8 protein-coding genes are annotated in these 13,133 nt (G+C 71.7%); 4 read left to right on the top strand and 4 right to left on the bottom strand.

Annotation, left to right across the window (positions count from 1 at the left end; all coding sequences use genetic code 11):
- Nucleotides 1-80: 80 nt before the first annotated feature.
- Complete coding sequence (locus tag EOINJALH_RS13285; protein ID WP_088280840.1) at nt 81-1,046, bottom strand: IS110 family transposase; 966 nt, start codon at nt 1,044-1,046, stop codon at nt 81-83.
- Between the two features lie 427 nt (nt 1,047-1,473).
- Nucleotides 1,474-2,733 (bottom strand): acyl-CoA dehydrogenase family protein, encoded by a 1,260-nt coding sequence (locus tag EOINJALH_RS13280; protein ID WP_088280839.1) that lies wholly within the window; start codon nt 2,731-2,733, stop codon nt 1,474-1,476.
- 214 nt (nt 2,734-2,947) lie between these two features.
- On the opposite strand from EOINJALH_RS13280, the gene EOINJALH_RS13275 reads away from it, so the two are divergent.
- Genes EOINJALH_RS13275 through EOINJALH_RS13265 form a run of 3 tightly spaced genes read left to right on the top strand, consistent with a single transcriptional unit; the run spans nt 2,948 to nt 9,137 of the window.
- Nucleotides 2,948-4,060, top strand: a complete 1,113-nt coding sequence (locus EOINJALH_RS13275; protein ID WP_088280838.1) for a two-component system response regulator — start codon at nt 2,948-2,950, stop codon at nt 4,058-4,060.
- Complete coding sequence (locus EOINJALH_RS13270) at nt 4,057-8,391, top strand: PAS domain-containing protein (protein WP_144290024.1); 4,335 nt, start codon at nt 4,057-4,059, stop codon at nt 8,389-8,391. The genes EOINJALH_RS13275 and EOINJALH_RS13270 overlap by 4 nt, the downstream gene beginning before the upstream one ends.
- 20 nt (nt 8,392-8,411) lie before the next feature.
- Nucleotides 8,412-9,137, top strand: coding sequence for a haloacid dehalogenase type II (locus EOINJALH_RS13265; RefSeq protein ID WP_088280836.1), 726 nt, complete (start codon nt 8,412-8,414; stop codon nt 9,135-9,137).
- 34 nt (nt 9,138-9,171) lie between these two features.
- On the opposite strand, the gene EOINJALH_RS13260 is transcribed toward EOINJALH_RS13265, so the two are convergent.
- On the bottom strand, nt 9,172-10,959 hold the full coding sequence (locus EOINJALH_RS13260; RefSeq protein ID WP_088280835.1) for an ATP-binding protein: 1,788 nt from the start codon (nt 10,957-10,959) through the stop codon (nt 9,172-9,174).
- A 161-nt stretch (nt 10,960-11,120) separates the two neighbouring features.
- Between EOINJALH_RS13260 and EOINJALH_RS13255 the strand changes: the two genes are divergently transcribed.
- Nucleotides 11,121-12,431, top strand: a complete 1,311-nt coding sequence (locus EOINJALH_RS13255; protein WP_088280834.1) for a DUF4010 domain-containing protein — start codon at nt 11,121-11,123, stop codon at nt 12,429-12,431.
- A 43-nt stretch (nt 12,432-12,474) separates the two neighbouring features.
- Here EOINJALH_RS13255 and EOINJALH_RS13250 read toward each other — a convergent pair whose 3' ends face one another.
- A complete protein-coding gene (locus EOINJALH_RS13250) occupies nt 12,475-13,077 on the bottom strand; it encodes a DJ-1/PfpI family protein (RefSeq protein WP_088280833.1) in 603 nt (200 codons plus the stop codon).
- Between the last annotated feature and the right edge of the window lie 56 nt (nt 13,078-13,133).

Genomic DNA, 13,133 nt, shown 5'->3' with positions numbered 1-13,133 from the left:
TGTGGCGGCGAGAAGCGCAGGCTCGGGGGCGGCGCGCGCAGCGCGCTTCGTGGACATGCTCGCCGCAGCTGTCTGAGGTTCTATGTTTTTGCGCAAGCTTCAGGTGAGGTCACCAGGCTGGGATCGAACGGCTTGGCTGACTTCCAGACGGCCCAGGCGATACGCAAGAGCTTTCGCGCGAGGATGACCAGAGCCTGAGTAGGTTTGAACCCCTTGGCCTTGATCGACCGGTACAGAGGGCCCAAGGCCTTGCTGTGCGAGGCGGCGAAGGCGGCCAGGTACAACTGCCTGCGCAAGTCGGGACTGCCACGCTTGGAGATGTGGCGTCTTCCGGTCTTGGCCCCGGAGTCGTTGGGCCGAGGATCCAGGCCGCTGTAAGCCACCAGGGCGTCGGCGTTGGCGAAATCCACACGGCTGAGCAAGGCGGCCAGCATCGCCGAGCCTTGCGGCCCGAAGCCGGTGATGGTGCGCAAGGCCGCGCAGCCCTGGCTGAGGCGGACGTCTGCGGCGACCAGGGTGGCGACTTGGCGATCGATGTGATCGAGCAACTCGTCGAACTGCCGCTCCAGGCCCTCGACAGCTGCACTCAGGTCCGGGACATCGCGCAGCACTTGCCGCAGCGACATCCGCTTGCACGTCACGCCAGCGCGGCACCGCAGCAGTTCGTGCAGCCGATCCTGTGCAGCCGTGCCCGGGGCCCAGGGCTTGAGCGCGTCGTGGTGTTCGGCCAAGTAGCGCGCAATGAGCCGTGCGTCGGTGCGATCGGTCTTGCCCCGAACACCCAGCGCCTTGGCGTAGAAATAGACGTCGCGGGCATTGAGCACGAAGGTGCGGTGCCCCATAGCGTACGCCAGGCGCACCAGGAGCTGGTGGTATCGGCCCGTCGACTCCACGGCGATGACTGCCTGCCTGGGCAGGGTACAAAGCCAGCGGCGAATGGACGCCTCGTCGTTGCTCAGCTCATGGCCACCCGGCTCGCCGTGCCGGCAGATGGACAGGCTCGCCTTGGCGACATCCACGCCGATGAACACATCGTGTGCTTGCATACGGAAATCCTCCAGTCAGACAATGAAGTCGCTGGGGTGGAATGCCTGCCTGCCACGTTCGCTTGCCTTCAGATCGGCGGTCGCCGCATGGTCCGCAAGCGCCGCTCAGTTCCTCATGGACGTTGGAAGGCGGGATGGGGGAGTTCTCAAGACGGTCGGTCCGCTACTGCGGCCGATAGCGAAGCGAGTCCCTCCACCCCAGCACTCAGAACATACAAGCGCAGCGCCCGCAAGGGCGCGCAGCGAGTTCTGCGGCGCGACCCCGAGACGAGCATCGCAGCGCAGTCGGCGCAGCCGACCGCCACAGTCAGCGCCACCGTCGGCTGCCGCCTGTCGCGCCGCGCCGCACCGATCGTCGGACGGAACGAACCGCGGCAACGAGCCCAGAGGCACCATCGGCCGGCACTGCGCTCGGCCGAACGCCGCATCAGCCCACCGGCATCCAACGCCTCAAGTGCGCGGCATGGGCACCTGCACGGCCGCGGCTGCGGCGCAGCTCGGCGCGAGCCACGGTGCGCAGGTGCACCTCGTCGGGGCCGTCGAGGAAGCGCATCGCGCGGCCCCAGGCCCACAGGCGGGCCAATGGCGTGTCGGGCGACAGGCCCATGGCACCGAAGACCTGCATCGCGCGGTCGAGCACCCGGGTCTGCAGTTGCGCGGCCACCAGCTTGATGGCGGCCACGTCGGTGCGCGCGGCGTCGGCACCCTCCACGTCCAGCCGCCACGCGGCGCGCAGCACCAGCAGGCGGGCCTGGTCGATCTCGACGCGGCTGTGGGCGATCCAGTCCTGTACGTTGGCAAGGTCGCCCAGGCGGCCGCCAAAGGCCCGGCGCTCGAGCGCGCGCTCGCACATCAGCGCCAGCGCCAGCTCACATTGGCCGATGCTGCGCATGGCGTGGTGCACGCGGCCGGGGCCAAGCCGCGCCTGGGCCAGTGCGAAGCCGGCGCCGGGCTCGCCCAGCAGCTGGTCGGCCGGCACGCGCACGTCGCGCAACACGATCTCGCAGTGGCCTTCCAGCGCCTGGTGGTCCATCACCGGGATGTTGCGTTCGATGGTGACGCCGGGCGTGTCCATCGGCACCAGCAACATCGAGTGCCTGGCATGCTTCGGCGCCTGCGGGTCGGGGTCGCTGATGCCCATCACCACCATCAGCCGGCACAGCGGATGGGCGGCGCCGGTGATGAACCACTTGCGGCCGTGCACCACCCAGTGGTCGCCGTCGCGGGCGATGCGCGTCTGCAACTGGGTGGGATCGGACGAGGCGGTGTCGGGCTCGCTCATCGCGAAGCACGAGCGGATCTCGCCGCGCAACAACGGATCGAGCCAGCGCTCGGCCTGCGCCGGCGTGGCGCTGCGCTGCAGCAGCTCCATCGTGCCGCTGTCGGGGGCGCTGCAGTTGAAGACCTCGGCCGACCAGGGCACGGCGCCCATGGCCTCGGCCAGCGGCGCGTAGTCGAGGTTGGACAGGCGGGTGCCGGGCTGGTCGTCGCGCAGGCCGGGCAGGCACAGGTTCCACAGGCCCAGCGCCCGGGCGCGCGCCTTCAGCGGCTCGACCACGTCGAGCGGGTAGGCGCCGGCATCGGCCCAGCGGTGCCAGTCGGGCATCGACGGCACGACCAGATCGTCCATGAAGCGCTGCAGCGCGCCCAGCAGCGCCTGGGAGCGGGCGGAAGGGGCAAAGTCCATTGCCGACGATTCTGGGCGGATGCTCTGGCGGGCCGGTGTCGCCGCCGCGACCTGTGGCACAGGCGCCGCGAATCACATTGAGCCAGCGCAAGATCCAGTGCCCCGCCAGCCTTCTGTCGACTGCTCCCGCTGGCGACGTGGGCCGCCAGCAACGATGATTCAGCCGCGGCGCGGTTTGGCCGATAACCTGCGGAGTCCCCGAGAGCCAGGCGCCATGACCCCAGCCTTGATCCTTGTCGTCGACGACAACCCGGAGAACCTCACAGTGCTCTGCGAGTTGTTGCACGACCAGTACAGCGTGCGCGCGGCCAACTCGGGCCCGCGGGCGCTGCAACTGGCCGCACAGTCGCCCCACCCCAACCTCATCCTGCTCGACGTGATGATGCCGGGGATGAGTGGCTACGAGGTGCTCGAGACCCTGCGCGCCGGGCCCGAGACCTGCGACATCCCGGTGATCTTCACCACCGCCCTGTCGGCCACCGAGGACGAGCAGCACGGGCTGGTGCTGGGCGCCGTGGACTACATCACCAAGCCGCTGCGCCCGGCCATCGTGCTGGCGCGCGTGCACAACCACCTCGAGCTGGCCCGGGCCCGGGCCACGCTGCGCCACCACAACGCAGCGCTCGAGGCCGAGGTGCAGCACCGCATGCGCGAGAACCAGCTCATCCAGGAGGTGAGCATCCGCGCGCTCGCGCGCCTGGCCGAGACCCGCGACAACGAAACCGGCAACCACCTGCTGCGCACCCAGGCCTATGTGCGCGTGCTGGGCCAGCAGCTGAAGAACCACGCGCGCTTCTGCGCCGACCTGGACGACCGCACGATCGACCTGATCGCCAAGTCGGCACCGCTGCACGACATCGGCAAGGTTGGCATCCCCGACCACGTGCTGCTCAAGCCCGGCAAGCTGACGCCCGACGAGTGGGAGGTGATGAAGACCCACGCGCAGATGGGCGCCGACGCCATCGCCCGCGCCGAAAGCGATGCCGAGCAGCAGGTGCAGTTCCTGGCCTATGCCAAGGACATCGCGGCGCACCACCACGAGCGCTGGGACGGCAAGGGCTACCCCGACGGCCTGGCCGGCGACGACATCCCGGTGCCAGCCCGGCTGATGGCGCTGGCCGACGTCTTCGACGCGCTGATCTCGCGCCGTGTGTACAAGCCGCCGATGAGCTTCGAAGCCGCGCGCGACGTGATCGTCTCCGAGCGGGGCACCCATTTCGACCCCGACGTGACCGACGCCTTCGTCGCTCGCTTCGACGAGTTCTGCGCCGTGGCGCGGCGGCACAGCGACGAGCAGCCCTCGGCCACCGACGACCCCGCCCAGTGAGCCCGCCCCCCTCAGCCTCCACCGCGACCGTGCCGCCGGTGGGGCACGGTGTGGCGCTGCGCATCGCGCTGGCCTATGCCGCGCTGGGTGCCTTGTGGATCCTGGGATCGGACTGGCTGCTCGGGCGGCTGGTCACCGACCCGGGCTGGTTGGTTCGGCTGGGCGCCGTCAAGGGCTGGGCCTACGTCGGCTTGACGGCCGCGGCCCTGTACGCCGTGATCCGGCGCCTGAACGCGCGCGCCCCGGCAGCGTCCCGACCCGACCGCACCTTGCAGCCGCCGGACGCCCGCCTGATGTGGCGCGCCTGGTGGCCCTGGGCCGCCCTCATCAGCACCCTGACCGTGGTGGCGCTGGCCTACAGCCTGCAGGCGCAACGGGTCCAGCACGAGGCCCGGCTGGTGGCGGTGTCCGACCTGCGGGCCCGCGAGATCGGCGATTGGGTGCAGGAGCGGCTGTCGCATGCGCGCTTCGCCAGCACCAGCACGCTGTGGGCCGGCTACTACCTGCGCTGGCGCGACCAGGGCGACGCGGCCACGATGGTGCAGATGATGGCCCGCCTGACCGACATGCGCACCGCCTTCGGCGACCACAGTGGCCGCATCCTGGACGAGCACGGCAATGTGGTCGCCGACGAAACCGAGGGCCGCCGCGGCCAGCCGACCCCGGCGCCGCTGAAAGAGGCCGCGCTGCGCGCCATGGCCACCGGCACGGTGCAGCACACCAGCCTGTACACCCTGCCCGGCGAGGCCCATGAGGTGGCCTTCGAGGTCATCGCGCCCCTGGTCCACACCGGCCGCCCGGCGCGGGCGGCCGTCGCCCTGCGCGTCGACCCGAACTTCTTCAGCCCGTCGACGCTGTCCGCCTGGCCGGTGCCCACGCGCAGTGCCTCCGCCGGGCTGGTGCTGCGCGAGGGCGACATGATCATGGGCATGCAGCGACGCAATCCGCTGCCGCTGTCGTCGCCGAACCTGCTGGCCGCGCGGGCCCTGCGCGGCGAGGCGCCGATGGAGCAGCCCATCGACGGCGTCGACTACCGGGGCGTGCCCTCGGTCGGCGTGGTCCACGCCGTGCCCGGCACCGACTGGCATGTGGTCGCCCGCATCGACCGCCGCGAGATCCTCGAGGACGCGCTGGGCGACATGGCCTGGATCCTGGCCGCCGGCCTGCTGGCGCTGTTCGGCTCGGGCGTCAGCGTCTACCTGCGCACCGAGCAGGCCGCGGTGAAGCGGCTGCTCGACGACCAGGACCGCCAGCGCGAGCAACTGCGCGGCCTGTCGATGATGCAGGCCATCGCCGATTCGTCGCCCGACGCCATCGTGGCCAAGGACCGCGACGGCCGCTACCTGCTGTGCAACGAGCAGGCCTGCCACCTGATCGGGCTGCCCATGGCGGCCGTGCTGGGCCGCGACGACCAGTCGCTGGGCCTGGCCGAACGGCGCCCGAACGACCGCCGCGACGAGCTGCTGGCGATGGCCGAGAACCGCTTCCTCACCGTCGAGGAAGAGCTGGTCACGCCGGACGGCCGCAAGACACTGCTCACCGTCAAGGGCCCGCTGCGCGACCCGGATGGCCAGGTCATCGGCAGCTTCGGCGTCGCTCGCGACATCACCGACCGCAAGCAGGCCGAGGTAGTGGCCCGCGAGCTGACGATGCAGGTGCAGGCGGTCGAGGATTCGGTGCTCGACCAGATGGCCGTGCTCGACGCCAGCGGCAGGATCATCGACGTCAATGCCGCCTGGCGCCAGTTCGCCCGCGACAACTCGCCCCCCGGGGTGGAACCGCAGGCCGGCACCGACATCGGCGTCAACTACCTGGAGGTCTGCCGGTCTGCGCGCGACCACGGCGACGCCACGGCCAAGGAGGTGTTCGACGGCCTGAGCCGCGTGCTCGACAGGCGCAGCGAGCTGTTCTCGCTGGAGTACCGCTGCGATTCGCCGGCCGAGGCGCGCTGGTACCAGATGAATGTGACGCCGCTGCGCACCGCGTCGGGCGGTGCGGTGGTGGTGCACTCCAACGTCACGCAGCGCCGCGGCGCCGAAGCCGAGATCGAACGGCACCGCAACCACCTGCAGCAGCTGGTGGACGAGCGCACGCAGCAACTGCAGGCGCTGAACGCCGCGCTGGTCGAACGCGAACGCTTCGTGCGCACGGTGGCCGACAACCAGCCCGGCATGCTGGCCTACTGGGGCGTGGACTTGCGTTGCCGTTTCGCCAACCGCGCCTACCGCGAGTGGTTCGGCCGCAGCGAGGCCGAGATGGACGGCATCGCGCTGGACGAACTGCTCAGCGGCGAGCGCCTGGCCTACAACAAGCGCCTCGTCGAGGCCATGATGCGCGGCGAGCGGCAGCACTACCAGTCGGTGCAGCGGGCCATGGATGGCCGCGTGATGCACGGCCTGGCCACGCTGGTGCCCGACATGGTCGACGGTCAGGTGGTCGGCGGCCTGGTGCTGATCTCCGACATCACCGAGGTCAAGCAGGGCGAGCTCGAGCTGCAGCGCCTCAACGACGAGCTGACCCTCTCTCGCGACCGGGCCGAGGCCGCCAACCGCGCCAAGAGTGCGTTCCTGGCCAACATGAGCCACGAGATCCGCACGCCGCTGAACGCCATCCTCGGGCTCACCCACCTGCTGCGCCGCGATTCGCACGACCAGCGCGAATCCGAGCGCCTGGGCAAGGTCACCGATGCGGCCACGCACCTGCTCGAGGTCATCAGCGACGTGCTCGACCTGTCCAAGATCGAGTCCGGCCGGCTCGAACTGGAGCAGGTCGACTTCTCGCTGTCGCAGCTCGTCAGCCGCGCGCTGAGCCTGGTCGCCGAACGCGCGCAGGCCAAGGGCCTGGCCCTGACCGCGGACGTCGTCGGCCTGCCCGATGCGCTGCAGGGCGACCCCACCCGCCTGTCGCAGGCCCTGCTGAACCTGCTGACCAACGCGGTGAAGTTCACCGACCAGGGCAGCATCCTGCTGCACTGCGAGGCGCTGCAGTCCGATGGCGACGCACTGCTGGCCCGCTTCACCGTGCGCGACACCGGCGTGGGCATCCCGGCCGACAAGGTGGGCACGCTGTTCGACACCTTCGTGCAGGCCGACCCGTCCACCACGCGCCGTTTCGGTGGCACCGGCCTGGGTCTGGCGATCACCCGGCGGCTGGCCGAGCTGATGGACGGCGAGGTCGGCGTGCGCAGCGTGCCCGGCCAGGGCAGCGAGTTCTGGTTCACCGCCCGCCTGCAGCTCGGCACCGGCCACGACGAGGCCGCTGCGGCGGCCGCGAGCATCGCGCCCGACACCGAGGCCATGCTGCGGCAGTTCCATGCCGGTGCCCGCATCCTGGTGGCCGAGGACAACCCGGTGAACCAGGAGGTGGCGGTCGAGCTGCTGCAGTCGGTGGGCATGGTGGTGGACGTGGCCGACAACGGTGCCGAGGCCATCGCCCGGGCCCGCCAGGGCCACTACGACCTGGTGCTGATGGACGTGCAGATGCCGGTGATGGACGGCCTGCAGGCGGCACAGGCGCTGCGCACCCTGCCCGAGACGGCGGATGTGCCCATCGTCGCCATGACGGCAGACGCCTTCGGCGAAAGCCGCCAGGCCTGCCTGGCCGCCGGCATGAACGGCCATGTGTCCAAGCCGGTCGACCCGGCGCTGTTGTACGAAGCGCTGCGGCGCTGGCTGCCCACCCGTGGCCTCACCCCCGCACCGGCCCCCAGCGCCGCGGCGCCCACCGCAGAGGCGCGGCAGGCCGGCGCCTCGATCCCCGGACTCGACATGGTCCAGGCGCTGCAGTACCTGGGCGGCCGCACCGACGTCTACCAGCGCGTGCTGCGCCAGTTTGCCCAGCACTACGGCGAATCCATCGACGAGGTGAGCCAGGGCCTCGAATCCGGCGACTCGGCCCACGCGCGCGCCATGGCGCATTCCATCCGCGGCGCGGCCGCGTCGATCGGCGCCCAGGCGCTGGCGGCGCTGGCCGGCAACCTGGAAACCGCGCTGGCCGACGCCGGCAGCGACGACGACCTGCGCCCGGCCGGCCGAGTGCTGGCACAGGCGCTGCGGGCCACGGTGTCGGCCATCGAGGACAACCTGGCGCCCGAAGCGCCGGTGGCCACCGCCCCGGCCGACGCCGACGCCCTGGTGGCCTCGCTCGACGAGCTCGAGCGGCTGCTGGCCGTTGGCGACTACCAGTCTGTCGCGCTGCACCGCGACCTGGCCGACGGCCTGCGCAAGTTCGCCGGCCCCGAGGCAGCCGAGATCGGCGCCCGGCTGCGCCGCTTCGATTTCGACGGCGCGCTGGCGGCCCTGCGCGCCCTGCGGACGCGATACTCGGACTGAATGCCCCACCCAGCCCGCGCATGACCTCCAACGCCGCCGCACCCTCGGCCCTCGTCTTCGACATCTTCGGCACCGTGGTCGACTGGCGCTCGTCGATCACCCGGGAGGGCCGGGCGCTGGGCCAGCGCCTGGGCCTGGCGGCCGACTGGCCGGCGCTGGCCGACGCCTGGCGCGCCGGCTACCAGCCGGCGATGCAGCGGGTGGCCCGCGGCGAGCTGCCGTGGACGAACATCGACGGCCTGCACCGCCAGATCCTCGACGAACTGCTGCCGCGCTTCGGCCTCGAGGCCCTGCCCGAGGCCGAACGCGAGGCCTTCAACCGCGCCTGGCACCGCCTCGACCCCTGGCCCGACAGCGTGCCGGGCCTGACGCGGCTGCGCCGCCGGCACGTGATCGCCACGCTGTCCAACGGCAACGTGGCGCTGCTGGTGAACATGGCCAGGCGCGCCGGCCTGCCCTGGGACGCCGTGCTGTCGGCCGAGCTGATCGGCCGATACAAGCCCGACCTCGAGGTGTACCGGGCCGCCGCGCGGCTGCTGGGCCATGCGCCCGAACGCGTGCTGATGGTGGCGGCGCACCCGTCCGACCTGGCCGCGGCGCGCCGCGCCGGTCTGCTGACGGCCTATGTGCCGCGGCCCGACGAACATGGCCCCGGCGGCTGGATGGAATCCACCGAAGGCCACGAGTTCGACTTCACGGCCACCAGCCTGGTCGACCTGGCCGACCAGCTGGACGCGCGGGCCTGACCTCGCGCGCCCGGTCGCGCCGCAGCGTGCGCGGTCAGTCGCCGGCCTGCCCTGCGGTCTGCGCCACCGGGCGCGGCAACCACCGCGCCACCGTGGCCTGCAGTTGCTCGAAGGTGAAGGGCTTGGCCAGCAGGTCGTCCATGCCGCTGGCGCGCGCGCGCTCGGCATCGTCGGCCATCACGTTGGCCGTCACCGCCACCACCGGCAGACGGGCACGGCCCTGGGCCGCTTCCAGCGCGCGCCACTGGCGGGTGGCATCGCAACCGTCGAGCACCGGCATCTGGCAGTCCATCAGCACCAGGTCGAAGGGCTGCGTGCGCAGGCGCACCAGGGCCTGCGCGCCGTCCTCGGCCTCGACCACGTCCACGCCCAGCACGCCCAGCAACTCGACCACCAGGCAGCGGTTCACGGGGTTGTCGTCGACCAGCAGCACCCGGCCCGACAGCGAGGGCGCGGCCGCCGCCGGGGCGGGCGCCACCGGCTGGGGGTCGTGCGTGGCGGGCAGGGCCAGCGTGAAGGCGAAGCGGGCGCCCTGGCCCGCCGCGCTGTGGACGTCGATGTGGCCGCCCATGGCCTGCACCAGCCGCTGGCTGATGGCCAGGCCCAGCCCGGTGCCGCCGTGGCTGCGGCTGCTGCGCTCGTCCACCTGCCGGAAGGGCTGGAACAGCTCGGCCTGCGCCTGCGGCGCGATGCCGATGCCGGTGTCGCGCACCTCGAAGCGCAGCCCCTGCGCCTGCGCGTCGATGCGCACCACCACCTCGCCCTGTTCGGTGAACTTGATGGCGTTGCCGACGATGTTGAGCAGCACCTGCCGCAGGCGCTGGCCGTCGGCCATCACCCAGGCCGGCACCTCGGGGGCCATCTCGGCGCGCAGCACCAGCCCCTTGGCATGGGCCGGCGCCATGAACAGACCGACCACCGAATCGACCACCGCCCGCAGCGACGTCGGCGCGGCATGCAGCGACAGTGCGTCGGCCTCGATCTTGGCGTAATCCAGCACGTCGTTCAGCACCGCCAGCAGGCCCCCGCCGGACGAGCGCGCGATGTCGAGCAGCCGGCGCTGCGGCGGCGGCAGCGAGGCCCGCCCGAGCAGTTCGAGTGCGCCGAGCAGGCCGTTCATCGGCGTGCGCAGCTCGTGGCTCATCGTCGCCAGGAAGCGCGTCTTGGCCTGTGCCGCAACCTCGGCGTCGGCCATGGCATGGCGCAGTGCCTCGTTGGTCTGCCGCATCTCGTGGCCGCGGCGCGAGGCCAGCAGCGTGATCTTGCGAAAGCGGTTGGTGGCCCGCACCATCACCACCACGAAGACCAGGATCAGCCCCGCCATCAGCCGCGACTCGAAGGTGCCGATGGACAGGCACACCAGGAAGGCCGAGCCCATCGTCGGCACCACCATCAGCGCAAAGCCGTGACCGACGGCCGACATGAAGAAGGCCGCGAAGCTGACGTTGGCCACCAGGATGATCACGTACAGCGCCGCCGCCTCGCCGGCGAGGCCGGGGTAGATGGTGACGTTGGCAAACGTCCACATCGCGCCGGAATACAGCATGTTGGCCTCGACGCGCCGCTCGGCGCGCCGCAGCGCGGCGGGGTCGAGCTGCAGCGCATCGCCACTGGCGCGGATGACCCAGAAGCGCCACACGGCGCTCAGCAGCCCCATGCCGACGAACGCCGCCGACCATGGCGCCAGCCCGGCGCGCCAGCCCATCCACGACACGACGCCCACCACCAACAGCATGGTGGCCACCGTCAGGCGCGCCTGCGACAGCCCGAACGAGAGCGCCTCGCGCCTCGCCTGGATGTCGGAATCGGACGGGTCGCCCATCGAACGATCGTATCCCAGGGCCCCGCCTCCAACCCGCCGACACCCCCGGCCTGGGCGGGGTGACACCCCCGCAACGGGCGGGGGGCGTGCAGCTTGTCGCGCATCAATCCGGCCCCCACGCGGTGGCGACCGGGCGGCAGCGCATGCAGTAGCCTCGGCGCATGGACCTGGCCACCGCCCGCAACTTCCTCATCGCGCTGCTGATCGGCGCGCTGGTGGGCCTGGAGCGCGAGAAGCGCAAGGCCACCGAGCCAGGCCCCACCTTCGGCGGCATCCGCACCTACACGCTGCTGGCGCTGGTGGGCGCCACGTCGGCGTGGCTGTCGCGCACGCTCGACTCACCCTGGCTGCTGGCGGTGACGCTGGCGGTGGTGGGCGCGGCGGTGGTGGCCAGCCACGTGCTGCAGGCGCGCGAACCCGACTCCCCGCTGGGCCTGACCAGCGAGGTGGCGGCCATTGCCGTGTGCCTGCTGGGCGCGATGGTGGTGGTGGGCGACCCCGGCCTGGCGGTGGCGCTGGCGGTGGTCACCTCGGCCCTGCTGGCCTTCAAGCAACCGCTGCACAGCCTGGTTCGGCGCATCGACACCGACGATCTGTTCGCCGGCATCAAGCTGGCCATCGCCTCGTTCATCGTGCTGCCGCTGCTGCCCAACGCGACGGTCGACCCCTGGGATGCGCTGAACCCCTACACGCTGTGGCTGCTGGTGATCTTCATCTCGGCGCTGTCGCTGCTGGGCTACGTGGCGGTGCGGGTGCTGGGCACCACCTACGGCACCGCGATCACTGGGCTGGCCGGCGGTCTGGTGTCGTCCACGGCCACCACGGTGAGCTTCGCGCGCACCAGCCAGACCGGCACCGACGCCGCGCAGGCCCACGCGCTGGCGGCCGGCATCCTGCTGTCGTGGGGGGTGATGTTCGCCCGCGTGGTGGTGCTGGTGCTGCTGGTGAACCGTGCGCTGCTGCCGGCCCTGGCCGTGCCCTGCGCGGCGATGATCGCCGCCACCCTGGTGCTGGCGGCCCGACACGGCCGCCTCAGCCTGCCGCAGGGCACGCCGACGTCCGCTGCTGCCCCGACCGCCGCCGGCGAGGCCACGCAGGTGCGGGTGAGCAACCCCTTCAGCCTGACCTCGGCCATCCGCTTCGGCGTGCTCTTTGCCGTGGTGCTGCTGGGCGTGGCGCTGGCGCAGCAGCATGCGCCGGGCTTCGGCGTCTACGTGGTCGCGGCGCTGGCGGGGCTGGTGGACGTGGACGCGATCACCCTGTCGGTGGCCCGCCAGGCCGACACGCCCGCGGCACTGGCACAGGCCGGCCACGCGATCACGCTGGCCATGCTGTCCAACACCCTCGTCAAGTGCGCCATCGTGTGGCTGCAGGGCGATGGGCCGGTGCGCGGGCACATCGCCCGGGCCACAGCACTGATGCTGGGGCTGGGCGTGGCGGCGATGGGGGCGGCCGCGTTGATAGGGCGCTAGCCAATGCGCGTCCCGGCGCTGTGCAGGCGCGCCTGCAGCAAGCTCACCGCGGCATGCAGGGCGCGATGTGCTTCATCGCGCGGGCCACGTACTCGTCCTTCTCGCCGACGGGCGCCACGTAGTGCAGCGCCGCGCGGGCCGCGTCCTCGCCTTCCGAGCGGGCGATGATCCAGGCGGCCAGGTACGGGGCGGCGAAACAGCCCCCGGCGGTCGCGATGTTGCCGGCGGCAAAGAACGGCTGATCCAGCACCTGGATGCCGGCCGCCTGCACCCAGGGCTTGGTCGTGAGGTCGGTGCAGGCGGGCACGGCCCCGAGCAGGCCGAGCCTCGCCAGCACCAGCGCGCCGGAACATTGGGCGCCGATGAGCTGGCGCGCCGGATCGAGCCGCAGGGCCCCCATCAACTGCGGATCCTCGACCACCTCGCGCGTCTTGATGCCGCTGCCCACGATGACCGCATCGGCCGAGGCCACTTCCGCGAGGCGGGACTGCGCGTGCACCACCACCCCGTTCATCGAGGTGACCGTGTCGTCGGGGCAGCACAAGCTGACGCGCCAACCCGGCCGCTTGATGCGGTGGAGCACCCCCAGGGCCACGAGGGAGTCGAGCTCGTTGAAGCCCTGGAAGGTGAGGATGGCGATGTGCATGCGCAAATTGTGTCAGGCCGCTGGTCTGCCCCGGGGCGGCCGGTGGGCAGCCAGGC

The sequence above is a fragment of the Ideonella sp. A 288 genome, from assembly GCF_002198735.1.
Taxonomy (GTDB): domain Bacteria; phylum Pseudomonadota; class Gammaproteobacteria; order Burkholderiales; family Burkholderiaceae_C; genus Pseudaquabacterium.
This window is presented reverse-complemented; position numbering and strand designations above follow the sequence as displayed.